Origin of the sequence: Affinundibacterium seohonense (assembly GCF_014284305.1) — a bacterium.
Lineage (GTDB): Bacteria > Pseudomonadota > Gammaproteobacteria > Burkholderiales > Burkholderiaceae_D > Undibacterium > Undibacterium seohonense.
In genome coordinates, this window is sequence record NZ_JACOFW010000004.1 from 95496 (window position 1) to 119801 (window position 24306).

Consider the following 24306-nt stretch of genomic DNA (forward strand, 5'->3'; position numbering starts at 1 on the left):
GGTGATTATTACTGAAAAACTCGCCTCGATGCCTCTTGATTCTCCGTCTATCGTAAATTTACATCACCTTATTTCAACGACGATCAAAGATGAACAGCATTCGCTTGTGTTTGATTCCAATCAAGGTCTTGAGTGCGTGTTAAACGGATATCATGAACGCGTGAGAAAGACGGTTGAGAATTTAATATTGGCATCGATCAGGAGTTCATCTACCTATACTTCTAGTCGCTCAACAATTAAAGTCGATCAAGTCGAAAATTCTACTTGGGATGAACCTGTTCCAGTATTAAAGTTAGAAGATGCTCTAAATGTAATAAATGAAAAGGTCATTATTCTTCTTGAAAATTCAGAGAATGATTGGAACTTTCTGTTAGGCATCATGAAACAGCGCGATAGAGAACGAATACTTAAATATGCAGAGTCTGGATGGGTTGAACCAGTGCACGGCGGTGGAGATTCTCTTGGAAGAATTTTGGAGTCTGAAGGCAAGAAGCAATGGAAGGCTCTCCGAACTTTCGTTCTCTTTGATAGTGACCGACTACATCCTGATGAATTTAATTTGGATTGGACACCAGAACGTGTCGGCCAACAGCCGTCAAGTTGCCATGCATTCGGATGGGAAGCCTGCGTAAAACAATACTTTCGAGATCGCTACTGGATGCTCAAACGTCGATTTATCGAGTCTTATATGCCACGAGACGAACTTATTCTAGCTGCAGAGAATAAAACGGACAGTAATGCCGTGAAGTTTTTTTTTGAAATGGATCAGAATGCTAGATGGTATTACAATATGAAAGCAGGACTTGAAAAAGATAGAAAGCGTGCAGACAGTGAACGATCAAGGGATCTTTTCAGTGGTCTTTCTGATGAAGCACTCAAATCATTAAGCACCGGATTCGGAAATACAATTGCTAGACACTATAAGCAATCAATCGGAAGAGAATTTTCCTGGGATATGGATGCGCGGCAAGAGGCCGATATTGTGCTCCCAAAACTTCTTAATTTGCTTTAATGGATTGAACCATGTCAGAGTCATTAACCTCTCTTGCCTCAGAAAATCTAAATCCGAGCCTAAGGGGATTGCTAGAAGATGTTCAGCGGGGTCACATTCGTGTACCACGTTTTCAAAGACCTTTCGTATGGAAAGATCAACAACGCCTTCAACTGTTGGAGTCCATAAGAGACAACATGCCGATTGGTAGTTTATTGGTTTGGAGCACCGCTCAATTCGAACTTGCCTCGTTTCCGAAAGTTGGCCCCCACCATATTCCGAATCTCACCGATGGAATACCTCTAAGAGGTCGCCAATATTTGCTTGACGGACATCAACGTGTTTCCACGCTGCTCGGTGTCTTGTTGTCTCCATTGCAAGAAATTGAGTCAACCTCCGCTGATGATTCTGAAGATGAAGTGATTGACTGGGTTATTCAATATGACTTGATGGATCAAGATTTTGTCTTTGTGAATCGACCAAAGAAAATGATGGACAATAGACCATTACTGCCACTCTCGACACTTTTTGATGGCCGAATGGTCAATCGTCATATGCGCGCAATGCGCGAATCTATGGAGCTGAAAAACTGGACTGAACTAGACTTCGAAGTATGGGAAGAGCGCGCGGATCAGTTATCTTATCGCTTTCAACAATACAGAATTCCTATTGTTGTTATGGTGACCGATGATTTGAATTTGGCCGCTAGAACTTTCCAGAGAATTAATAGTCAGGGTACTCCAATGGGGGAAGCGCACTTGGTTGCTGCGCTAACATGGACTTCAAAATTTGATCTTCGTGAGAAATTGGCATCGCTACGTGACGGTTTTCCAGATGGCTGGAGAGAGTTAGAGGATCGCTTGTTTCTCCAAGTCTGCAAGGGTCTAATTGCACCTGATATTTCCAAGATTGATGAAAGGCAATTGATTGATAGCATCAGAAAAGATAATGATTTGTTGGATAACGCTGCTTTTGGAATGAAGGCGGCGATAGAGCTATTGATTCGAAGAATGGGGGTTGTTAGGCAAGATCTTCTACCATACGCCTTACAGTTGGTGTTCTTGTCGATCGAGTACGTTGAGAGACGAAATTTACCTATTCCGGAAGATGCATTCGCAAATTGGTTTTGGCGAACTGCTTGTACCGAGGTTTTTGGGAGCGGATCATTCCGTCAAGTTAGAACTGAACAGGAAACTTTACGTAGCTTGAACCATATGAGTGAAGTAGGGACCTGGGATGATGATTTAGTCCTCCGGTTGCGTTTTGATTCACGATTTGCAAGGGTAAGAGCTTGGATGATTAGAACAGCATTGCGACAAGACCTTGTCGATGATACCGGTCATACAATTAATGGAGCTAATCTTCTGGAAATGCACGGTAAAGACGCTTTTTGCAAACTTTTCTCAACTCCAGCAGGAGCGTCAACAAAGCTAAAAACTCTGTTGCAAACTCTTGGGAACAGGGTTTTTTTGCATCCAAGCAAGTTGAATGCAATGCGCGCTTTGTTGAGAAGTAATAATGAGATCGATCAACACTTCCTCGACATTCATTTGATTACTCCAGAATGCCTCAGGGCTCTGCGAAATAATGACTTAGAAGAGTTCTTTGAACTTCGTAATTTAAACATCGCCAACTGGGATAAGTCCGAGTGGCGTATTGAGCGAGAGCGTGTAAATCTTAATCGGGTTCCATCGACAGCGAACCTGTTTTAGAAATTTTTAATTTTTTTGTTTGTAAATGGAATTTAATGTAATTAATTTCATGTTGTCTTTTATTTATTGAGGATGCACATTGATTGTAACGAATCCTCTGGAAGCACACACCGATGCTGGGTGACAGGTGATAATTTAAAAGTCGGAATCACCATGTTGCTAGCAACGCCAAATTTTGAGCCCTTAGCAATCGATATCTGCAATTAAAATATGATTGAGAGCTGTTAATCCATTACTTACGGGCGTTACAAGCAGAACAATAAAATCCAACCGGCGGCGCATTATTCGAATTGATTTTAATACCTAAATAACAATTGTTGAAAGCGCCGAGTTTCTTGAAAAATGCATTTTGGAATGATGATTGTTGATTTAGGCAAGGGTTGAGACTTGTTAGATGAATCGAATGTAAATTCTATGAATCGGCTCAAGACACTGATTACTCACTTGCAAGGACTAAGAACACCGGATTTCAACCTGAGTATTCAGTAAGCGGAAGGTTTCATCCATTGCATGTGTCTAAAAAACGACGATAGAGTTGGATCGCATAATAAGAAAATTCGCTGGTCTGCTTTTATGTGTGAGTACATATACAGTACACACATCAGTTCTTTTCTATTCCTTAAAATTACGCTAAGTTACTGATTATAAAGTACTTTCTATTAAACTTAATTACGGTCACTTTCCCTTAAATATCAAAGACTTATGGTTTTACTTGTCAACTTGTAATCATCAGGTAGCCAGTTCGATTCCGGCAACCGGCACCAATAAAAACAACGCCTTACGTGTTCTGCATGTGAGGCGTTTGTTTTTGCACGGGCGAAAAGTGGAGCCACCGCAGGGTCGTCGATTGACGAACTTAGCACAGGCATTTGAAACAAAATTCAAACTACCCTAAAGCTTGCATGACAATCTCTCAGGCGCGTCTTACAACGCGCGCAAACTGATGGTTGCGACTCGGATATAGCGAGTTTGTTGTTCGGTGAAATTGGAAGAGTTTAGTTATTCGCTGCCTGTCTTGAGGCCTGCCCAGCGTGGTGAAAGCTGATGTTCAATTTGAAATAAATCAAGAACTCTTGCCAAGCTGTGATCAACCATCTCTTCAATACTGCTTGGACGATGATAAAAATTCGGAAGCGGTGGGAAAATGATGCCGCCCATTTCGGTCACAGCGGTCATGTTGCGTAAATGCGCGAGATTGAATGGGGTTTCTCTCACCATGAGCACCAAGCGCCGACGTTCTTTTAAGACCACGTCAGCGGCGCGTGTGATCAGGTTATCTGCAAAGCCGTGCGCGACTGCAGCTAATGTCTTCATAGAGCAAGGCGCAATGATCATGCCATCGGATTGAAACGAGCCACTGGCGATACTAGCCCCGATGTCGCGTACGGAATGAACCACATCCGCGAGAGCTTCTACGTCTTTACGCTTGATATCGAGCTCTTGGTGAATATTGAGTACACCTGCATCCGATACCATTAAATGGGTTTCAACATGAGAAATCGTGCGCAGATGTTGCAGCAAGCGTACGCCATAGATAGCACCAGTGGCGCCCGTGATGGCAACGATAATGCGCACAGATTTCGTCACGGCTAGCACTTAGCCTTTGATCAAAGCTTGTAACTCACCACTTTCAAACATCTCATTCATGATGTCCGAGCCGCCAATGAATTCGCCATTGACATACAACTGTGGAATTGTTGGCCAGTTCGCATAGTCTTTAATCCCTTGGCGAACCACAGGATCTTCCAATACGTTAACAGTCACCGGGCTTTGTGCACCGCAGGCTTTCAAAATTTGAATCGCACGACCCGAAAAGCCACATTGTGGAAATTGTGCAGTGCCTTTCATGAAAAGCACGACAGGGTTGTTTGTCACAGTTTCTTTAATCCAGACTTGTACGTCGCTCATGATGTTTCCTTCAAAGATAAAAATCGATGAACAGCATTATAAAGGAAACTGAGAAAAGCTTACGGAGCCAAATGAACTAGTCAAAGTGAAGCGCTTCTCTGGTATTTATAAAACGTCATCGTTGAGCTAGGTAAATTTTCTATGCTCGAACTTTCGCGCCAACTAATGACGGTTCGCGCCACATTGTATTTGTCTGGTCGCATAAAAAACCTCGATAGTTCCAGTCTCCATAAGATGTGGTCTTACTTAACTATTTGGAGGTCTTATGAAAACTTTCGCATCGATCACAAGCTTACTGATACTGAGCCTTGGTTTAATTAGTGGTGCTGCTCAGGCGGGCGATTTACAAGTCGAAATACAAGGACTGAATGAAATCAAGGGCGAGGTCATGGTGGCCGTTTTTAATCAAAAAGGTCAATGGTTGAAGCAGGCGCAGTTTAGTAAAAAAGTCAGCGCAAATAATGTAAGTTTAAGCGTGCAGTTTGATAACTTACCTGAAGGGGAATATGCGGTTTCCGTATTCCACGATCTCAATAGCAATGGTCGTCTTGATAGCAATGTAATTGGAATGCCAACTGAGCCATATGGCTTTAGTAATAATGCCGCTGGTAATTTTGGTCCACCATCTTTCGATGCTGCCAAGATCAAGCTGGATCAAGCTAAGACCGCTATCAGTATCCGTATTAACTAAGTTGGGAGAGTCATCATGAATCGCCGCCATTTCTTTCACTCTTTGGGTGTTGCAGCTTCTGGCCTTGCATTACCTGCTTGGGCAACACAAGCTGGTGTGAGCCAGACCAGTCAATCCGTAAAGGCAGAGCCGTTATTTCAAGCAAATCCTAAACTCACTTGTTTACGTGGTTACCGCGGGCAAGATGTTAGTTGCGACAAAGCCTGGATCGAAGGAAAGATACCAGCAGACCTGCGCGGTGACTTTTATCGCAATGGACCTGGGTTATTTGAGCGTGGAGGTCAGCGTTATCATCACTGGTTTGATGGCGATGGGATGGTGCATGCTTGGCGCTTTACCGATCAAGGCGTGTCGCACCAAGCGCGTTTTGTGCGTACCAAGAAATTTGTCGCAGAGGAGCAGGCTGGTGAGTTTTTGGTGCCAGCATTTGGTACCGCAATTGCGCCAAAAATCCCTTTACGTTCTTCCGATACGATGAACACGGCAAACACCAACGTGATAAAGATGGATGACCGCTTGCTAGCATTGTGGGAAGGTGGATCCGCACACGCGATGGATGCGACTAGTCTGCAAACACAGGGCATAGTGTCATGGACTCCAGAATTAGCTGGTATGCCGTTTTCAGCGCATCCCAAAGTCGAGGCCGATGGCACGATGTGGAACTTCGGCACGATGATGGATAAAGTCGTGATGTATCAATTTTCACCGCAAGGAAAATTGGTGAAACATCATGTGATGACATGTCCAAGATCTGCGATGGTGCATGATTTCGTAGTGTCGCAAAAGCACTTGATTTTCATATTTTCTCCAATCGCATTGAATATGGATTTGCTGCATTCTGGACGTAGCATGGTCAATTCTATGGAATGGAAAGCCAATGAATCGAGCAAGGTGCTCATTGTAGAAAAAGCGGATTTTACGAAGAGTCGTATTTTGGAAATCCCCGCCACGATGTTGTTCCATTTCGGGAATGCATGGGAAGACAATAATGTGATTCGTTTAGATTTTGTGAAGAGCGAAGATCTCAGCAATTTCAATACTTGGATGCCGAAAATCATGCGCGGTGAAGAAGTGACGTCAGAACCATCTACGCCAGCTTTCTTGACGATCGATTTAAATAGAAACAAAATCAGTATGACCGAGCGCAAAGACTTACTCGAATTTCCAAGAGTCGATCCGCGTGTGGTCGGGCAACGAAATCAGTTTCTATATTATCCAGTTGCAGTGAATAAGTTTGATAACAATACGCTCAATGGTGTGATGCGTTTGGATCTCGAAAGCGGCAAGACAGATGCTTATGATTTTGGCGATCGTTGTCGCTTGGAAGAGCATGTCGTGGTGCCTAAGGCAGGCTCACGTAAAGAGGGCGAAGCTTGGTTGGTAGGCGTGGGCTTTGACATAGAAAAGCAAACCAGCTTCGCAAGCGTGCTTGACGCCCAGAACCTATCTGCCGGACCAGTCGCCTTAGCCCATTTACCGTATTGGGTGCCACACTGTTTTCATGGGAATTTTTATTCTCGTGCGTGAGCTTGATTTTAGTAAGTTAGCGGATCTCAAAGGGAGTAGTTTTATTCTTTCTTAATTGTATTTTAGAAAAAGTAAAGTGCCACACAGGGGAGGTATTGGGCTAGATACCTCCACCTTTATTGCTGGTAACAGTAATTATTGGTGTCTAGGTTAACAATTGAAGTGTGGTCATGGGAACGCCGACAATAACCAATTCACCATTAACAATAGTTGTGGTCACATGTTGAGTTTGTGAAGTTGACCCAACAGCATTTGTTTTTGGTACGATGTTATTCTCTGAATCATTTGAGCCAGATATTGGGAACCACCAATCATCCCAATCCCAAGGATCTGTTCCTCCGCCTGGTCCTGCTTTCATATTGTGATGGAGGATGTAGACACCTGGTTTTTCTCCTGCCCAAAAGCAACGGTCTCCGACAGTTATATGCTGTACTAAAAGTGACCCGATGTCTTGTACTTCTATAACTTCTTCCCATGTATTTTTACTGCCATCCGGGCCATCACGACGAACTGCAACTGCCTTACCCAAAAGATCTGGGGCTAAGACCAAGCCATCAAGAGTTGGAATTGGTGCCGTATCGGAACACATTAATGTGGCACCACTAACTGTGACAATTCTAAAGCCAGGGCAAGTTTTTTCTACAGAGAAAGTGACTTCGCCAGTTGCTGCTTCGAGACTGGTATGGTCTGCTAACTGCATCGTATCACCTACTCGAATATCTCCCGCGATTCTGCCATCGGGCAGATGAGAGATTGTTGCAACACACCCAGTTATGTCGTCATAGTCACTCTGAATATATTGTATTTCTTGTGCCGACAGAATAATTTCACCAAATCCAGGTATATATCCACCCAAGTTTGGCTCTGATAGGCCCATGCAAGCAGCAAGTGTTGAGGCGACGGAATTGCTGTTATGTCCGAGAAAGTCGATATCTAGCGCGTTATAACTGTAATTTTTTCATTAATGAGAGTCTTGCAATCTAATGCAGCATTCCAGCGTGCTGCGACCGCTTCTGCTTCTCCTTCAAATACCACTTGTTGTGAAGTGGAGGAGTTAAACTCCATTCCATAGTTGTTGTAAACTCGCAGAGTGCCGCCTACACCAGTGGTACTTGGTTCACCGTTAGGGCCTGCTTGAAAGCCATGAAGTTGGCTCAGAACTTGACCATTGTCGCCAAGTAAAACCCAAAAGTTGTGTTGCCCTGCTCCTCCAAGAACTGGAGCTTGTGCAGCGATAATTTTTGGCATGATTTGACTCTCCTAGATGATTTAATTCATATGGTTGTGAATGTTACGAATTTTAATTTTTTGTTCTAACGACCTGAATGTCTAAAGTAATGGGCTTGCTCGAATAGTCCAATAAAATTTCAACACGTTGTGTGTGCGCGTTTAATGCGCTAAGCTCCGCGCTAACATTTCTTAGCTCAAATTTGGCGGATCCAACAAACCTACATTTGGTGGAAGGTGATGCCTCGCAGTTGAAACCTATCGATGTATAGGCCTCGCGAGCAATGTTTGCTTGAAGTGGATTTATGTCGTCGGTGAGTTTGCGGATAGCCCTCTTCATCTGCGGTATCGTGTCATGCGATAGCTCAAGTGCGATCGCTTTTGCAAGTTTGCTCTCGCCTAAGTCTGAATAGTCGACGACAGCAAGTGGGCCAATAGCTCCACAGGCACTGAGAGTAATGCTTGCAATTAAAAGAACAGACTTATAAAGAAATTCCATAAGAAATTTTCCTTGGTTGATTATTTAAACATTTTAGCGATTGGGCGCACAAACTTAGAAAAGGCAGATTGTAATCAAAAATATAACTTAGTGGTCAATAATTCATATTTTTTATTAAAGTTTAAATGAAATTGAATTTGTGTTTTGAATTCATATAAATGCGATTTTTTTCGAGATAAGTTGACGCATACCTCTGGAAATGAAGTGGGAGAAAGCGATGATGCGATTAGATGTGGACAATGGTAAAACAGAGAGTTTTGATTTTGGTGTTCGTTGTCGATTTGAAGAGCACGTCGTACCAACACTTGGATCGCATAAAGAAGGCGAGCCTTGGTTGCTAAGTGTGGGTTTTCGACATCGACAAGCAAAGCAGTTTCACTACGATGTTTGACGTCCAAATTTGTCTGTAGGACCTTTGGTGTTAGCGCATTTAGCGTATTGGGTGCACCATTTTCTTCATGGGACAGTTTATGCGTGTGTGAGGCGATGTTCCTGCTCTTGCAGGAACATCGAGCATCTTGTTTGGCGAATATGATCGAACTGCACCTCGATTTTCGCAGTAGAGTGAATCCTAGCGTTTCAATTTCGCAAAAGCCGAAGCCATCGCGCTATTCACTGGAGCTGCTTGCTGTGAATGTTGTGCTTGACTGCGATGTTGATTGAGGCGTTTTGCATCGTCACGATCAGCACGTTGTTCAGGCTTGCTACCTGGTTGTGGCGCTGAATCGGTTAGTCGCATGGTTAAAGCGATGCGCTTACGTTTTTCGTCAACTTCTAAGACTTTGACCTTCACGACCTGACCTGCTTTGACCACGGTGTGTGGGTCTTTAACAAAGGTATTGGAGAGTGCAGAAATATGCACCAGACCATCTTGATGAACGCCAATATCGACGAAAGCACCGAAAGCAGCGACGTTGGTGATCACGCCTTCGAGAATCATATCGGGGCGCAAATCGCGGATTTCTTCGACACCGTCTTTAAAGGTTGCAGTAGTGAATTCTGGGCGTGGATCACGACCAGGCTTTTCTAATTCTTTTAAAATATCTGTGATCGTCGGAATACCAAATTTGTCATCCGCATATTTGGATGGACTGATGCTTTTCAGTACGCCGCTATCACCGATAATGGTTTTCACATCTTTCTTGATATCCGCGAGAATCTTTTCTACCAAAGGATAGGATTCAGGATGAACAGCGGAGGCGTCGAGAGGATTGTCGCCATTCATAATGCGTAAGAAGCCCGCTGCTTGCTCAAACGTCTTATCGCCTAAGCGTGGGACTGAACGCAACTCGGAGCGCGAAGTAAACATGCCTTTGGCATCACGATAATTGACGATGCTTTGCGCCACGCTGCTGGACAAGCCAGACACACGTGCCAGCAAAGGGGCAGATGCGGTGTTGACATCAACGCCGACCGCATTCACGCAATCCTCAACTACGGCATCGAGCGAGCGTGCTAATTGCGATTGGCCGACATCATGCTGATATTGACCCACGCCTATGGATTTAGGATCGATCTTCACCAGTTCAGCCAAAGGATCTTGCAGGCGACGCGCAATCGACACCGCACCGCGAATCGTGACGTCTAAGTCTGGTAATTCTTTTGAAGCGAATTCGGAGGCAGAATACACGGAAGCACCGGCCTCAGATACCACGATTTTGGTCAGTTTTAATTCAGGTTTGAGCTTGATTAAGTCTTGCGCTAATTTGTCCGTTTCACGTGAGGCTGTGCCGTTGCCGATAGAGATCAAAGACACATTATGTTTTGCGGCTAATTGCGCCAATACGTGCAAAGAACCATCCCAATCATTGCGCGGTTGATGTGGATAAATTGTGGCGTGTTCCATCACTTTGCCAGTGGCATCAACAATCGCGACTTTAACGCCAGTGCGCAAGCCTGGGTCAAGACCCATGGTGGCACGAGGTCCGGCGGGTGCTGCTAATAACAAGGCTTTGAGATTGCGCGCAAATACATTGATCGCTTCGACTTCGGCTTGCTCACGCAGGTTGGTCATTAACTCGGTTTCCATGTGCATGAACACTTTCACGCGCCATGCCCAACGCACGGTGTCGTTTAACCATTTGTCTGCGGCACGGTTTTTATTGCTGACGCCGAAGTGGGCGGCAATGCGGCTTTCGCAAGGATTGAGAGGCGCATCCCATTTTGGTTTCTCTTCTTCGGTGTCGAGGCGCAAAGTGACAGTGAGAAATTCTTCGCGACGACCACGGAAAATTGCTAAGGCACGGTGAGAAGGAATCGTGCCCAAAGTTTCTGAGTACGCAAAGTAATCGCTAAATTTAGCACCGGCATCTTCTTTGCCAGCTACGACAGCCGTTTCGACGATACCGTGATCTAGCAAATATTCGCGTATCGATTGAATTAAAGTGGCGTCTTCCGCGAAGCGTTCCATCAAAATCTGACGCGCACCATCTAATGCAGCTTTGACATCGGCGACACCTGGATTTTCACCCGCAGCGGTGGTGAATGCTGGTTTTAAGTACGCTTCTGCGACAGTTTCCGGAACTAAGTTGGGGTCAGCCAATAAAGCATCTGCCAGTGGTTGCAAACCAGCTTCGACCGCGATCTGCGCTTTGGTGCGACGCTTTTGTTTGTACGGCAAATATAAATCTTCTAAACGTGTTTTGTCTTCTGCCAAGCTGATTGCGGTCAGCAACTCCGGCGTCATTTTGTTTTGTTCTTCGATCGAAGCAATGATGGCAGCGCGGCGGTCTTCTAATTCGCGCAAATAGCGTAAGCGCTCTTCTAATAAACGCAGTTGCGTATCATCGAGTCCACCAGTGGCTTCTTTACGATAGCGAGAGATAAAGGGCACGGTCGCGCCTTCGTCTAAAAGGGCAACTGCAGCGGCGATTTGTGCTGGTTTGGCGGCGAGTTCTACGGCAAGGCGTTGTTCAATGGAAGGCAACATAAAGGTTTCAAAAAAATCAGGGAAGTTAAATCAAGCTCGTGATCATACGCAATCTGTGAGATTGCGCCAGTCTTGACAAGAGAGAAAAAAGGCAATTGCGAAGCACATGTGTGAAGCGTATCGCGCGGTTGAATGAGATGAGTTGCTGTTTTATGTTTTTGAATAGATGTCTGGAATATTGATTTCCATCATGATGTTTGGATTGCCGAGTTGCTGAAATCCAAAACGTTGATACAAGCCGCGTGCATTGCTGCTGGCGAGCATAAAGCGGCGTAGACCCTGCAATTGCGGATGCGACATTACTGCTTGAACTAATTGCAAGCTTAAACCGCGGCCTTGGTGTTGCGGCACAACGAATACGTCCATTAAATAGGCGAAGGTCGCAAAATCACTGACCACGCGGGCAAAGGCGATTTGTTGACCGTTCTCATAGCCGCCAAAACATAATGAGTTGCTGATGGATTGTTCAACCAGGGAACGTGGAATATTCAATGCCCAAGTGCTTCCTTTCGATAAAAAAGCATGAATGACGTCGAGATCGAGTCGGGTCTTGTCGTTACTGATTTCCATCTTTCTTATCCTATTTTCTTCCTATTTTTGGCTAGTACTCTGACTAGGCCAGCCAACGGCCGCCGGTGACGCGCCATATACCAGCCAAATCCTGCCAGCTTTGCACTTCGCTAAATCCACGATCTCGTAAAAGCGTCTGAACATCTTGTGATTGATGGTAGCCATGCTCCATCAAAAGCCAACCATCTTTCGCTAAATACGCAGGCGCATCACCAATAATTTTTCTATACGCACTCAAGCCATCGGCGTGGTCGGTCAGCGCATTGATAGGTTCAAAACGTAAATCACCCTGACTTAGGTGTTCATCATCTTTGACGATATACGGTGGGTTGCTAACGATGGTATTAAATCGTTGTGGAGGGATTTGTTGATACCAATCGCTTTGGTAAAACGCGATCGAGGGGCGGTCCTTGAGTAATTTGTCGGCATTGAATTTGGCAATTTCCAAAGCATCGTTGCTGATGTCACAAGCGTAAATCGTTAAATCATGACGTTGTACTGCGATGCTAATGGCAATCGCACCAGAGCCGGTGCCCATATCAAGCAGGCTTGCCTTGTCTGGTGTGTGTTGTAGGGCGAGTTCAACTAATAATTCGGTGTCAGGGCGCGGAATCAACACGGCTGGATTGACCTTGAAGCTAAGTCCAAAAAACTCGCGCTCGCCGATCAAATAGGCCAATGGTTCGCCGTCTACGCGCTTCTGTACCAAATTATTGAGTGCAGTAATTTGCCCGGCGCTCAGTTGGCGATCACTTTGTGTGATTAACTGAACTCTGCTCAATTCACCGACATGGCTTAACAACATGCGGGTTTCGAGTGCATCTAAGGGAGACTTTTGTTGACAGGCAGCGATACTGTCGTCAACTGAAAACCACTCACTCATTACAGCTTGTTCGCAAAAATGCTTGGTTCTTTAGGCTTGGTTACTAGCAAATAGATTGAGGCGACCGCAAATACCAGAAACCAGACCAGTGCCCAAGTCGGAATCGATAAGCCCAAGATGGGATCATATGGTGTTTCACATAAGCCATTGGCTCGGAACATCACGGGAAATAACTTGGCAGGAAAGAGGCTATTGATAGGCCCAGACCATAGATCTGCACCGCAAGATCCGAGTGGTTGTGCAATCACCCATAACTGATAGCTAGCGATGCCACCACCAATTAAGCTAAACGATAAGCTTGCCGACATCGCTCCACGCATGAATTTTGGTTTGAATAAGCTGAGTAAACAAACTAGGGCAATCAAAGCAAATGCATAGCGCTGGATGACGCAAAACGGACAGGGCAGCATATCCAGCACCAGTTGCAAATACATTGCAAAGCCAAGCAAACCAAGGCAAGCGAGAATAATGGTGATCAAGAGTGCTTTTGTACGATTCATGACAAGTTCCAAGTGACTTCAATAATGTTCAGCGATATTCAATCGAGAGGGCGTAAGCATACTAGATTTAGCCATCTTTACGCAAAGTTATAGACTTGGCGCATTTCGTACGCGACAGGCTAAGTGACTGTCTTGGTAAAGGAAAGTTCCCCTGCAACGTCTTACACTGGCTGGCAGATCTTGGTGAAGCAGTCTATCATCACGTTATCATCGCTCAATTCAGCGTATTTTATAAATGTTCCCAGAAGCAAAGGAAGTACCATGTCTAGTAATGTCGTTCGCGCTGTTTGCCCTCATGATTGCCCTGATACCTGTGCCTTGTTGGTGACAGTCAAAGATGGGGTGGCAACCGAGGTCAAGGGTGATCCTGATCATCCGACTACGGCTGGTGTCTTATGCACCAAAGTGGCGCGTTATACCGAACGTACTTACCATCCTGATCGCTTGCTCTATCCGCAAAAGCGGGTTGGCAACAAAGGCGAAGGTAAGTTTGAACGGATAAGTTGGGATGAAGCGATTCAGACCATCGCGAGCCGACTTAGAGAAATCGCTGCCCGTAATCCATTGGCGATTATGCCCTATAGCTATGCAGGAACCATGGGCTTGGTGCAAGGCGAAAGCATGGCGGCGCGGGTGTTGAATAAACTGGGTGCGTCTTTCTTAGACAGAACAATTTGTGCGTCGGCAGGTGGAGTTGGCTATAAATATACGTTGGGCGACCGCATTGGTACCGATGTCGAACAAACGCAAAACGCCCGTTTGATTATTATCTGGGGCGGCAATCCTATCGCCTCGAATCTCCATTTTTGGACACGCGTACAAGAAGCAAAACGCAATGGTGCCAAAATTATTGCGATTGATCCTTATCGCTCCTTGAGTGCCGAGAAATGTCATCAACATATCGCAGTGCGAGCAGGGACCGACTCGGCATTGGTGTTAGGGATGATGCATGTGTTGATCAAAGAGGACTTGCTCGATCACGATTACATCGCGCAATACACGCTTGGATTTGAACAATTGCAACAACGTGTTGCTGAGTGGACTCCAGAAAAAGTCGCTGAAATTTGCGGCATCACTGTCGAAGAAATAATCGGCCTTGCGCGGGACTATGGTGAAGGCGCAAAACGTGGTGAACCTAGCTTGATTCGCATGAATTATGGGGTGCAGCGTACGCACGGCGGTGGCATGGCGGTGCGTAATATTTCATGTTTGCCCGCGCTAGTTGGTGCTTGGCGTCATGCCGCGGGTGGTGTTTTATTGTCGTCTTCAGGTAGCTTCGTAAAAAACTCAGCCGCATTAGAGCGTCCGGATTTATTCCCGGCTGCTCAGGCTAGTCGTACTTTGAATATGAGCGACATCGGCGACACCTTGTTGCATCCTGGTTCAGACGAATTTGGTCCCAAGGTAGAGGCCGTGATCGTATATAACTCGAATCCGGTGGCAATTGCGCCTGACTCCTCTGCCGTTGCACTAGGGTTTGCACGGGAAGATCTGTTCACTGTGGTACTAGAACATTTTCAGACAGATACCGCGGATTACGCCGATATTCTGTTGCCAGCAACGACGCAGTTAGAGCATCTTGATGCGCACTCGGCCTATGGACATCGTTATATGATGGCGAGCAATCCGTCGATTGCACCGATCGGTGAATCCAAACCCAATACTGAAGTTTTCCGCTTGCTTGCGAAAGCATTGGGTTTCACCGACCCTTGTTTTGCCGAGACGGATGATGAATTGGGCGCGCTGGCATTTAACTACCAACACCCTCGTACTCAACACACCAATTGGGAACAGTTGAAACAGTCTGGCTGGTCAAAACTACAGATGCCTGAAGTCCCGTTCGCGCATGGTGGTTTTACCACGCCGTCGGGTAAGTGTGAATTTTATAGCCAACAGATGTTAGACGCTGGATTAGATCCTTTACCCGCGTATATTCCACCCTATGAATCTGTGATCAGCAATCCGCAATTGGCTGCCAAATATCCTTTGGCGATGATTTCGCCGCCGGCGCGTAATTTTCTGAATTCGACCTTTGTGAATGTAAAGAGTTTGCGCGATACCGAAGGGGAGCCGCATTTGGATATGCACCCAGACGATGCTGCGGTTCGTCACATTTCCGCTGGTCAGATGGTACGGATTTTTAATGATAGAGGCAGTTTTGTGGCAAAAGCTCGGTTGACCGAAAAAGCCAAACCTGGGCTGGTGGTCGGGCTCTCCATTTGGTGGAAAAAACTCGCTTCCGATCATAAGAATGCTAATGAAGTCACCAGCCAGCAATTGACGGACATGGGTGGCGGTCCAACCTTTTACGATCTTTTAGTGCAAGTAGAAAAGGCGTGATGCCGACCCTTTGTTTATGTTGCGCCGCAAAATTTCCTAGAATCCTTACTCAGTTTTAGGATTTTTGCGAGGCTAATTCGCACCAACAATGGTCACAGCGCAATGCTTGGTGTATCTTGTTGGTGCATTTGGTTTTAAGAAAACATGTTCGTTTTCCTGCATCCAAGAAATCACTGTCGTTTAAACTCGGTGGGATTGCCACGCAGTGGATTGAACAAATAAAAATGGAGACAATAATGAATACAGCGACCAACATAGATAAATTTTGGCTGAAGTCTTATCCGCCAAGCGTACCCGCCGAGATCGACGTCAATCAGTACAAATCTTTAGTACATTTATTGGAAGAGGCATTTAAGTCCTTTGCTGATCGCAAAGCATACGTCTGTATGGACAAGTTCATGACCTATGGCGAAGTTGATGCGATGTCGAAGAAAGTCGCAGCATGGCTGCAGAGCCGTGGCTTAAAACCCGGTGCGCGCGTAGCTGTCATGATGCCTAACCTCTTGCAATATCCAGTGGCGCTAGCTGCTATTTTGCGTGCAGGTTATATCGTGGTGAACGTCAATCCTTTATACACGCATCGTGAACTTGAGCATCAACTAAAAGACTCTGGCGCAGAGGTGATTTTTGTTTTAGAAAATTTCGCGACAACTTTAGAGCATTCGATTGCGGGCACCAACATTAAACACGTTGTGGTGTGTGCGATGGGTGATTTGTTGGGTGGGGTGAAAGGCACGATCGTGAATCTGGTGGTGCGTCATGTGAAGAAATTGGTCCCTGCGTTTTCTTTGCCAGGATCTTTCCGCTTTAATGACATCGTCGCTCAAGGTGCTTCGATGAAGTTTCAACCAGTCGAGTCCAAGCTTGATGATGTCGCCTTCTTGCAATATACCGGTGGTACGACGGGTGTTTCAAAAGGCGCGGTGTTGAGTCATCGTAATGTGGTGGCAAACGTATTGCAGAATCACGCTTGGCTCAAACCGAGCATGGATGCCCATAAAGAAACACCGCAATTGGTGTTTGTGTGTGCTTTACCGCTGTACCATATCTTCGCTCTGACCGTATGTAATATGGTTGGTACGCGTATTGGTGGCTTGAATGTGTTAATCCCAAATCCGCGCGACATTCCAGGTTTTGTGAAAGAACTCAAAAAATACAAGATCAATATTTTCCCGGCGGTGAACACACTCTATAACGCACTGTTGAATAATCCAGAATTTGCAAATACTGATTTCTCTGGTTATTTGTGCTGTACAGGTGGCGGTATGGCGGTACAAAAAGCCGTAGCGGAACGTTGGAAAGCGGTCACTGGTTGTGCGATTGCAGAAGGTTACGGCTTGTCAGAAACATCTCCGGTAGCAACAGCGAACTATGCTGATTCAAAAGAATTCACCGGCAGTATTGGTCTGCCGATTTCTTCTACAGAAATTGCCATTTTGGATGACGATGGCAAGCCTGTGCCACTTGGTGAAAGCGGCGAAATCGCTATTCGTGGACCGCAAGTGATGCTCGGTTATTGGAACCGTCCAGATGAAACCGCGAATGCATTTACCCCTGACGGATTCTTTAAGTCGGGTGACATTGGGATCATGGATGAACGTGGTTTTACCAAAATTGTTGACCGTAAAAAAGACATGATTTTGGTCTCAGGCTTTAATGTCTACCCAACCGAAATCGAAGGCGTCGTGGCTGGTCATCCAGGTGTCTTGGAATGTGCTTGCGTGGGTGTTCCAGACGAAAACTCTGGTGAGGCGGTCAAGTTATTCGTCGTCAAGAAAGATCCAGCGCTGACGAAAGAAGATTTGATGGCGTTCTGTAAGGAAGAATTTACCGCTTACAAGAAACCAAAATACATTGAGTTCCGCACTGAGTTACCAAAGACCAACGTCGGTAAAATTTTGCGTCGTGCTTTGCGGGATGAAGCTAAAAAGGCAGCGTAATTTTTTAGACTTTCCAAGCATGGTGTCATGTTAGTCAAAGTAGTAAAAAATCACAACAAGCCCCCAAACTGTGAGTCATAGTTTGGGGGCTTTGTCATTGATAAGGAAGTGCTAACGAATTGTCTTCAGGCATGATGTAGGCAAATCCAAGACTCTTGCTGAAGACATGGCGAAGTGTTTTTTCGTAAAACTCCTTTGACACGTTGATACACCCAAAGCTAATTCGATTATCGGCAGAGGATGTAGATTGCATCCTTTCTCGTCGGCGCTCTTTGGCATTCCCTTCAAAAATACGATGCAAAGAAATTGACGCTTCGTAATCGATCCAAAAGATATCTTGTCCATGCAGATCATGCCCAAATTCCATTGGAAAGCGACCTGCTGGTGTAATCCTATCTGCAGGTCTGATTTTTGCCAGCGTATGTTGGTTGGTATTGGGTATTAGTTTATCGCCAACGGCCAAACCTAATAAAACGGGTGTGGTACCAGCCAATGTTCCGTCACTGTGAAAGATCAGTAATTGAGCATGGGCTTTGTCAATAATTAAGTAGGGCGCACTTTGATTGTCGCCAGTTTCGGTGATCCAGCTTGTGAGCTCGATCAATTGCGATGATGCTGGTCCTTGATCGAAATAGACAAAGTTTGTCATGTCATGACTGCTGATGGAGCTATCAGCTCCGCGTGAAGTGATGGGTTCGACGGCTTTCACTATCGGTTTTACTATCGACATCCGATCAAGGTTTTCAACGTCGATTTGCGGCCGAGCTTGGGGATGTGCATTGGTTGATGTCGCGATTGCTACACCGACGATTAGAGGCCACAAGAGACACTGAAGAAAGCGATTTTTTGTACACATAAGGCGTCGTTATTTGGGCAATAAGTTTGAATTTCTTTGGTCAGTGAGCGATTAGAATGCGATAAAAAAACGCTAAAGGAGATCGCAACTTGAAATCTTGTTTCAGCTTGCGATCTTTGCTCCTTTATTTAATGACGGTCTTGTTTGCGGGGACGTTCGGTCGTTTTTTTGAAGTCGGGTACAGGTTTGTCGCTCCGAATTGGTGGAGTGACTTTGACTGGCACTGGAACCGGAACCGGGATTGGTTTGATTATTGGCGTCACTGGTTTGATAGGCTCTGGTACCAGCAAGCTGTCTAAGCCTGTCGGTAATGTGGGCGTGACAATGTCAACGCCAACGGGGTTTGGATTGGTCGGCGTTAGCGGCGTTAGTATCGTTGGAGGAATGATCGTCACCGGTGTCGTCACCGTAAGTTCACCCGGAACATAGTTGATGTTGTAATTGCTAGGCGTAAAATTCTCACCGGTGGCATTACTGACGGTGATGACATACGGACTATCGACGACCGAGGCCGTAGCGACTGTACCTGGACTGGTTAAATCTGTTTTCGTAATCGTCTCGCCTGGCAGTAGGCCGGTTTGGGTAAATTGCGTGAGTTCGACGACGCTGCCATAAGGCTTAGTGACATCAGTTGCTTTCACAACCAGTGCTAATGGCTTGACCGTTAAGATGCCATTAACGTAGGTCTCATTGTAGTTGGACGGCGTGTAGGTACCTGTAGCGCCACTCGGTGTGATTGCATAAGGACTGCCAATGACAGGGGCGGTGGCGATTGCACCTGGACTGGTTTCATTCACATTCACTACCGTATCGCCATTGACTAAACCAGTGGTGGTAAAGGCTGTGAATGGAAAGCTAATCAACTGGCCATAATTTTTGGTTGCGTCATTTGCTGTGATCACGAGCGGAATTGGTAGAACCTTCAAAACACCATTGACATAACTGAGGGTGTAATTGGACGGTGTGAACGTCCCGCTCGCACCACTAGGTGTAATGGCATAAGGACTGCCAATCACGTTGGCGGTGGCAATCGTGCCAGGGCTAGTTTCATTGACACTAACGATGGTGTCACCATTGACCAGTCCACTGCTAGTAAATGCGGTGAGAGGCAATGTGATGGTCTGGCCATAATTTTTGCTAGCGTCATTCGCTTTCACTACCAGAGGAATCGGCAGTACGGTTAAGGCTCCATTGACATAACTGAGCTAGTCTCATTGACGCTGACCACCGTATCACTATTCACTAAGCCGCTGGTCGTAAAGGCATTGCTTGGCAACGTCATCGTCTGACCATAACTTTTACTAGCGTCATTGGCTGTCACGACCAAAGGAATTGGCACGACAGTGAGCGCGCCATTGACGTAACTTAGCGTGTAATTGGATAGCACAAAGGAACCACTTGCACCGCTAGGTGTAATGGCATATGGACTACCGATCACATTTGCGGTGGCGATGGTGCCAGGGCTAGATTCATTGACGCTAACGATGGTGTCACCATTGACCAAGCCAGACTGGTAAAAGCGGTGAGTGGTAGCGTGATCGTCTGGCCATAATTTTTGCTGGCGTCATTGGCCTTCACTACAAGAGGGATAGGCAATACGGTTAAGGCGCCATTGACGTAAGAAATAGTGTAATTCGACGCCGTGAACGAACCACTAGCGCCACTAGGAACGATGGTGTAAGGACTACCAACCACGTTGGCAGCTGCGCTCGTGCCTGCACTTATTTCATTCACGCTGACAACCGTGTCACCGTTAATTAGACCGCTAGTGGTAAATGCAGTCAGAGGTAGGGTCATGGCCTGACCATAATTTTTTATCTGATCATTTGCCGTGATAACCAAGGGAATGGACTGGATAGTTAGGATGCCATTGACATACGTGATGGTGTAGTTTGATGGGGTAAACGTACCGCTAGCTGCACTCGGCGTGATGGTGTATGGACTACCTGCGATGCTTGCGGATGCGACGGTACCAGGGCTAGTTTCATTGACGCTGACGACTGTATCGCCATTCACCAGGCCACTGCTGGTAAACGCGGTGAGTGGAAGTGTGAGTGTTTGACCATAGTTTTTGCTGGCGTTATTGGCCGTAATCACTAGCGGCGTTGGTAGCACAGTCAGGGCACCATTGACATAACTCAGCGTGTAGTTTGATGCTGAAAACGCCCCACTAGCGCCACTCGGCGTGATGGCATATGGGCTACCAATCACGTTGGCTGACGCTGCTGCACCTGGACTGTTCTCGTTCACACTCAGGATCGTATCGCCATTGACTAAACCTTGGGCGGTAAAAGCCGTTGGCGCAAAATTGATACCCTGTCCATAATTCTTGCTCGCATCATTTGCTTTCACTACCAGTGGAACCGGCAACACGCTCAGTGCACCATCAACATAACTTAACGTGTAATTTGACGCGATAAATGATCCGCTGGCCGCGCTAGGGGTGATGGCGTAAGGACTACCAACAACATTCGCCGTGGCGATCGTGCCTGCGCTAGTTTCGTTGACGCTGACGACAGTATCACCATTGACTAAGCCATTGGTGGTGAAAGCTGTGAGAGGCAGTGAAATACTTTGACCATAATTTTTGCTGGCGTCGTTGGCGGTTACGATTAACGGTCTTGGCTGCACGGTAAGCGCGCCATTGACATAACTTAGCGTGTAATTAGACGCAATGAATGAACCACTTGCATTACTCGGCGTGATGACATAAGGGCTACCAATAACGCTCGCTGTGGCGACTGTGCCAGGGCTAGATTCATTCACACTAACGATGGTGTCCCCATTGACCAAACCACTACTTGTGAAGGCGGTGAGCGGCAGCGATACTGACTGACCGTAAGTTTTTGTCGCGTCATTGGCTGTTACCGTAAGAGCAACCGGCATGATCGTCAAACTTCCATTGACATAACTTAGCGTGTAGTTCGATGGCGTAAAAGTGCCACTTGCCGCACTCGGTGTGATGGCATAGGGACTACCAATCACATTCGCGCTAGCGACGGTGCCCGGACTCGTTTCCAGCACACTTACAATGGTGTCTCCATTGACCAAGCCGCTGGTGGTAAATGCAGTCAATGGCAAGCTTAGCGTGTCACCATAATTCTTAATTTGAACATAGTGACTTTCGGTTGATAAACGCAAATGACAGCAGTAGATTGTTAAGCATTCATGATGCTGGTCGTTTTTGTTCTTATGATCTGTGCGCTGGCACGCAGTATTGATCGATGTTAGCAAGGGGAGTGTCGATAATCTGACACTCGGAAATCGTCTCAGACTTCGCTTTTCGGAGGCGCTACCAGGACGTGTGATGAGAGAACACGATGAGATATTTAGTCACCATTTAGTCACGGCTTAATCAATATGATGACGCACGTGACCTAACTGTTGCCCCTGCAAATAGTGTTGACCCACGCGCGCGGTCAGCTCGACTTTATCGGACTCATATAAGGTGATAATGTCAGAGCCGCCAAAAGCAAAATAGCCAAATTCTTCGCCTTTGTGCAGGCTAGCGCCAAGATCTGGCGTCAGATTGACCGAAGAGACTTGTGCCATGCCGATCGGCAGCACCGCCACCATGCCAATTGCAGTCTCGATAATGATTAAGCCGCGATCTTGCGTAAATTGATAGCCGACGCCATCCACAATACTCAGACTGCCATCAGGATTTCGAATGACATCCATCACCGCATAGCCAGGGATCTTGCGCAACTCTTTAACGATGCCAGCAATTGGTAAATGAAAGCGGTGATAGTCATTCACATCTAAGAAACTATGGGTGAACAAACCATTTTTAAAGCGCTCTTGATAGGGACTGCCTGCAAGAAAATCTAGTACCGACCAACGCAAGTCTTTGATGGTAATGGTCGATTCCTCTGCGATTTTCCAAGCGCCTTGGTACACACTATCAGCCGGCGATACGACACTGTGATCGTCACATAAGCCGTCGATAGGGCGCTTGCCCGGTTTGACTTGGCGAGCAAAGAATTGATTGAAACTGAACCAACCACCGGGCGTCTGTATGTAGTCATCCATGTGATAGCTAGGATCTGCATAGAAGCTTGGTAAGCTGGCAGCGGACTCGACTGTGTCCAAAAATGTGCCCCAATCACTGGCAAATTTTCTGACCCATTCTTGAAATGCTTCATGATGACGTAAGACATAATCAGGGGATTGACCAATGATGAAATAGAATTTGCTGACGACAGGGTTGAGATTGCGTACATTGGGAATCAAGGTGACCGTCGCATCCAAAAAGTCGAAATAGTCTTTTAAGCTTTGTATATCGCTGAAATTGGCACGTTTAAAAGACGCTAATAGCGCCTCTTGCAGTGAAGGCTGATCATTGAGAAGGGTAATGAGTTCGTTGGTGATGTTTTGATGGGCGTGCATGATGTGCTCCGGATGCGTCAGGATTGTTGGGATGATTGGGATGACCATTTGTCGCTGAATCATTCACAAGACTCAACCGGGCTCCTGCATGCTAATGACCAGCTTCAGTGCATGCGTCTTGGCGGCATCGCGAAAGCTATCGTAGGCATCCAAGATTTGATCGAATCGGAAGTGATGCGTGACGAGCTTTTTGGCCTGAATCTTTTCCGCTGCAATGGCTTTGAGCAGCATAGGCGTACTCGAGGTATTGACTAAAGCGGTAGTGATCGTGATGTTTTTGTCCCATAGAGTTTCCAGATGCAAGTCAACTTTATGTCCATGCACGCCGACATTGGCAATGGTGCCGCCGACTGCGATAATCGCCTGACAAAATTCGAAAGTCGCAGGAATACCCACCGCCTCAATCGCTGTGTCTACGCCTTTGCCCTCGGTCAATTTCAACACCTGTTCTTTGGCATCGATTTCGCTACTGAGCACCGTCGCAGTAGCGCCGAATTGCCGTGCCATGGCGAGACGCGATGCATCTAAATCGATGACGATGATTTGCGATGGCGAATAGAATTGCGCGGTCAGCAGTGCCGCCATACCGATAGGGCCAGCACCGACAATGGCGACAGTGTTACCGACTTGTATTTTTCCATTGAGTACACCGCACTCAAATCCAGTTGGCAGAATGTCGCTCAACATCAACATGCTTTCTTCATCGGCACCAGCAGGAATCGGATACAAGCTAGTATCGGCATAAGGAATTCTGACAAATTCTGCTTGCGTGCCATCGATGGTATTACCCAAGATCCAGCCACCGTCAGTGCAATGCGAGTACATCATTTTTTTGCAGTACTCGCACTTGCCACAGGAGGTAATACAGGAAATCAGAACGCGATCACCGACCTTAAAATTGCTAACGCCTGCACCGACAGCATCAATCACGCCCACACCTTCATGACCCAAGATGCGGCCTGGCGTGCAGGTAGCGACATCCCCTTTTAAGATATGTAAATCGGTTCCGCAAATACTGGTTTTGGTCACGCGGACAATGGCATCGCTGGGTTTGTCTATGCTAGGTTTAGGACGATCCTCTATCTTTTGTTGATTGATACCGCTGTAAATAAATGCTTTCATGATGGCTACCTGTGATTGAGTGTGATGAACTCATTAGCCTAGTCTTTTGCGGTAGACATTCAGTGCGTTAGGGAACATATAGGTTTGTTTGACACCGTGTGTAGGTGCAATCCTCTCTCAGTTTTTTCATGAAAATTGAGTGCGTGTTGCCTTTTGCAAAATGCGACATTGTCCGATCTTTATTGTTCTGCATCGCTTAAGATGGATAAATCGGTTAAAATC

At 46.2% G+C, this 24306-nt stretch carries 22 protein-coding genes; 7 read left to right on the top strand and 15 right to left on the bottom strand.

What is annotated here, in order from left to right; genetic code table 11:
• Position 1: 1 nt before the first annotated feature.
• Complete coding sequence (locus H8K52_RS05255; protein WP_222613688.1) at positions 2 to 1012, top strand: hypothetical protein; 1011 nt, start codon at positions 2 to 4, stop codon at positions 1010 to 1012.
• An 11-nt stretch (positions 1013 to 1023) separates the two neighbouring features.
• Positions 1024 to 2703 (top strand): DUF262 domain-containing protein, encoded by a 1680-nt coding sequence (locus H8K52_RS05260; RefSeq protein ID WP_186921846.1) that lies wholly within the window; start codon positions 1024 to 1026, stop codon positions 2701 to 2703.
• A gap of 999 nt (positions 2704 to 3702) precedes the next feature.
• Here the strand turns inward: H8K52_RS05260 and H8K52_RS05265 are convergent.
• Both H8K52_RS05265 and grxD read right to left on the bottom strand, forming a co-directional pair.
• Complete coding sequence (locus H8K52_RS05265; RefSeq protein ID WP_343044133.1) at positions 3703 to 4290, bottom strand: UbiX family flavin prenyltransferase; 588 nt, start codon at positions 4288 to 4290, stop codon at positions 3703 to 3705.
• Between the two features lie 9 nt (positions 4291 to 4299).
• A complete protein-coding gene (grxD, locus tag H8K52_RS05270; protein ID WP_186921847.1) occupies positions 4300 to 4611 on the bottom strand; it encodes a Grx4 family monothiol glutaredoxin in 312 nt (103 codons plus the stop codon).
• A 265-nt stretch (positions 4612 to 4876) separates the two neighbouring features.
• Here grxD and H8K52_RS05275 point away from each other — a divergent pair, with 265 nt between their 5' ends.
• A complete protein-coding gene (locus H8K52_RS05275) occupies positions 4877 to 5302 on the top strand; it encodes a DUF2141 domain-containing protein (RefSeq protein ID WP_186921848.1) in 426 nt (141 codons plus the stop codon).
• 15 nt (positions 5303 to 5317) lie between these two features.
• Positions 5318 to 6829, top strand: coding sequence for a carotenoid oxygenase family protein (locus H8K52_RS05280; RefSeq protein WP_186921849.1), 1512 nt, complete (start codon positions 5318 to 5320; stop codon positions 6827 to 6829).
• A gap of 145 nt (positions 6830 to 6974) precedes the next feature.
• Here H8K52_RS05280 and H8K52_RS05285 read toward each other — a convergent pair whose 3' ends face one another.
• From H8K52_RS05285 to H8K52_RS05295, 3 genes are all read right to left on the bottom strand, one after another.
• Complete coding sequence (locus tag H8K52_RS05285) at positions 6975 to 7685, bottom strand: hypothetical protein (RefSeq protein ID WP_186921850.1); 711 nt, start codon at positions 7683 to 7685, stop codon at positions 6975 to 6977.
• A gap of 77 nt (positions 7686 to 7762) precedes the next feature.
• Positions 7763 to 8077 (bottom strand): hypothetical protein, encoded by a 315-nt coding sequence (locus H8K52_RS05290; RefSeq protein WP_186921851.1) that lies wholly within the window; start codon positions 8075 to 8077, stop codon positions 7763 to 7765.
• Between the two features lie 52 nt (positions 8078 to 8129).
• Positions 8130 to 8555 (bottom strand): hypothetical protein, encoded by a 426-nt coding sequence (locus H8K52_RS05295; RefSeq protein ID WP_186921852.1) that lies wholly within the window; start codon positions 8553 to 8555, stop codon positions 8130 to 8132.
• A 217-nt stretch (positions 8556 to 8772) separates the two neighbouring features.
• Between H8K52_RS05295 and H8K52_RS05300 the strand changes: the two genes are divergently transcribed.
• Complete coding sequence (locus H8K52_RS05300; RefSeq protein ID WP_186921853.1) at positions 8773 to 8946, top strand: hypothetical protein; 174 nt, start codon at positions 8773 to 8775, stop codon at positions 8944 to 8946.
• 180 nt (positions 8947 to 9126) lie between these two features.
• Here H8K52_RS05300 and H8K52_RS05305 read toward each other — a convergent pair whose 3' ends face one another.
• From H8K52_RS05305 to H8K52_RS05320, 4 genes are all read right to left on the bottom strand, one after another.
• Positions 9127 to 11484 carry a Tex family protein gene (locus tag H8K52_RS05305; protein WP_186921854.1) on the bottom strand — a complete coding sequence of 786 codons (2358 nt, stop codon included), beginning with the start codon at positions 11482 to 11484 and terminating at the stop codon, positions 9127 to 9129.
• A gap of 150 nt (positions 11485 to 11634) precedes the next feature.
• Positions 11635 to 12054 (bottom strand): GNAT family N-acetyltransferase, encoded by a 420-nt coding sequence (locus H8K52_RS05310; protein ID WP_186921855.1) that lies wholly within the window; start codon positions 12052 to 12054, stop codon positions 11635 to 11637.
• Between the two features lie 43 nt (positions 12055 to 12097).
• Positions 12098 to 12937, bottom strand: a complete 840-nt coding sequence (gene prmC / locus H8K52_RS05315) for a peptide chain release factor N(5)-glutamine methyltransferase (RefSeq protein WP_186921856.1) — start codon at positions 12935 to 12937, stop codon at positions 12098 to 12100.
• On the bottom strand, positions 12937 to 13437 hold the full coding sequence (locus tag H8K52_RS05320; protein ID WP_186921857.1) for a disulfide bond formation protein B: 501 nt from the start codon (positions 13435 to 13437) through the stop codon (positions 12937 to 12939). The genes prmC and H8K52_RS05320 overlap by 1 nt, the downstream gene beginning before the upstream one ends.
• Before the next feature lie 261 nt (positions 13438 to 13698).
• Between H8K52_RS05320 and H8K52_RS05325 the strand changes: the two genes are divergently transcribed.
• Both H8K52_RS05325 and H8K52_RS05330 read left to right on the top strand, forming a co-directional pair.
• A complete protein-coding gene (locus tag H8K52_RS05325) occupies positions 13699 to 15777 on the top strand; it encodes a molybdopterin-containing oxidoreductase family protein (protein WP_186921858.1) in 2079 nt (692 codons plus the stop codon).
• A gap of 254 nt (positions 15778 to 16031) precedes the next feature.
• Positions 16032 to 17717: a long-chain-fatty-acid--CoA ligase gene (locus tag H8K52_RS05330; protein WP_186921999.1), complete on the top strand. Its 1686-nt coding sequence runs from the start codon at positions 16032 to 16034 to the stop codon at positions 17715 to 17717.
• A 94-nt stretch (positions 17718 to 17811) separates the two neighbouring features.
• Here H8K52_RS05330 and H8K52_RS05335 read toward each other — a convergent pair whose 3' ends face one another.
• The 6 genes from H8K52_RS05335 to H8K52_RS05360 form a co-directional block, all read right to left on the bottom strand.
• Positions 17812 to 18366: a L,D-transpeptidase family protein gene (locus tag H8K52_RS05335; RefSeq protein WP_186921859.1), complete on the bottom strand. Its 555-nt coding sequence runs from the start codon at positions 18364 to 18366 to the stop codon at positions 17812 to 17814.
• 335 nt (positions 18367 to 18701) lie between these two features.
• Complete coding sequence (locus H8K52_RS05340) at positions 18702 to 19730, bottom strand: MBG domain-containing protein (RefSeq protein ID WP_186921860.1); 1029 nt, start codon at positions 19728 to 19730, stop codon at positions 18702 to 18704.
• 23 nt (positions 19731 to 19753) lie between these two features.
• The gene (locus tag H8K52_RS05345) at positions 19754 to 20077 is read right to left on the bottom strand and encodes an MBG domain-containing protein (RefSeq protein WP_186921861.1); all 324 of its coding nucleotides are present in this window, start codon (positions 20075 to 20077) and stop codon (positions 19754 to 19756) included.
• The gene (locus tag H8K52_RS05350) at positions 20008 to 21714 is read right to left on the bottom strand and encodes an MBG-2 domain-containing protein (RefSeq protein WP_186921862.1); all 1707 of its coding nucleotides are present in this window, start codon (positions 21712 to 21714) and stop codon (positions 20008 to 20010) included. The genes H8K52_RS05345 and H8K52_RS05350 overlap by 70 nt, the downstream gene beginning before the upstream one ends.
• Before the next feature lie 210 nt (positions 21715 to 21924).
• Positions 21925 to 22962, bottom strand: coding sequence for a phosphatidylserine decarboxylase (locus tag H8K52_RS05355; protein WP_186921863.1), 1038 nt, complete (start codon positions 22960 to 22962; stop codon positions 21925 to 21927).
• Between the two features lie 72 nt (positions 22963 to 23034).
• Positions 23035 to 24084 carry a zinc-dependent alcohol dehydrogenase family protein gene (locus H8K52_RS05360; protein WP_186921864.1) on the bottom strand — a complete coding sequence of 350 codons (1050 nt, stop codon included), beginning with the start codon at positions 24082 to 24084 and terminating at the stop codon, positions 23035 to 23037.
• Between the last annotated feature and the right edge of the window lie 222 nt (positions 24085 to 24306).

What these genes read in the sequence shown, in the direction of transcription:
- H8K52_RS05325 (WP_186921858.1), top strand. Translation starts at nt 13,699, where the DNA reads ATGTCTAGTAATGTCGTTCGCGCTGTTTGCCCTCATGATTGCCCTGAT.
- H8K52_RS05335 (WP_186921859.1), bottom strand. Translation starts at nt 18,366, where the DNA reads ATGACAAACTTTGTCTATTTCGATCAAGGACCAGCATCATCGCAATTG.
- H8K52_RS05305 (WP_186921854.1), bottom strand. Translation starts at nt 11,484, where the DNA reads ATGTTGCCTTCCATTGAACAACGCCTTGCCGTAGAACTCGCCGCCAAA.
- H8K52_RS05310 (WP_186921855.1), bottom strand. Translation starts at nt 12,054, where the DNA reads ATGGAAATCAGTAACGACAAGACCCGACTCGATCTCGACGTCATTCAT.
- H8K52_RS05360 (WP_186921864.1), bottom strand. Translation starts at nt 24,084, where the DNA reads ATGAAAGCATTTATTTACAGCGGTATCAATCAACAAAAGATAGAGGAT.
- H8K52_RS05290 (WP_186921851.1), bottom strand. Translation starts at nt 8,077, where the DNA reads ATGCCAAAAATTATCGCTGCACAAGCTCCAGTTCTTGGAGGAGCAGGG.
- H8K52_RS05295 (WP_186921852.1), bottom strand. Translation starts at nt 8,555, where the DNA reads ATGGAATTTCTTTATAAGTCTGTTCTTTTAATTGCAAGCATTACTCTC.
- H8K52_RS05260 (WP_186921846.1), top strand. Translation starts at nt 1,024, where the DNA reads ATGTCAGAGTCATTAACCTCTCTTGCCTCAGAAAATCTAAATCCGAGC.
- H8K52_RS05320 (WP_186921857.1), bottom strand. Translation starts at nt 13,437, where the DNA reads ATGAATCGTACAAAAGCACTCTTGATCACCATTATTCTCGCTTGCCTT.
- H8K52_RS05280 (WP_186921849.1), top strand. Translation starts at nt 5,318, where the DNA reads ATGAATCGCCGCCATTTCTTTCACTCTTTGGGTGTTGCAGCTTCTGGC.
- H8K52_RS05355 (WP_186921863.1), bottom strand. Translation starts at nt 22,962, where the DNA reads ATGCACGCCCATCAAAACATCACCAACGAACTCATTACCCTTCTCAAT.
- prmC (WP_186921856.1), bottom strand. Translation starts at nt 12,937, where the DNA reads ATGAGTGAGTGGTTTTCAGTTGACGACAGTATCGCTGCCTGTCAACAA.
- H8K52_RS05300 (WP_186921853.1), top strand. Translation starts at nt 8,773, where the DNA reads ATGATGCGATTAGATGTGGACAATGGTAAAACAGAGAGTTTTGATTTT.
- H8K52_RS05275 (WP_186921848.1), top strand. Translation starts at nt 4,877, where the DNA reads ATGAAAACTTTCGCATCGATCACAAGCTTACTGATACTGAGCCTTGGT.
- grxD (WP_186921847.1), bottom strand. Translation starts at nt 4,611, where the DNA reads ATGAGCGACGTACAAGTCTGGATTAAAGAAACTGTGACAAACAACCCT.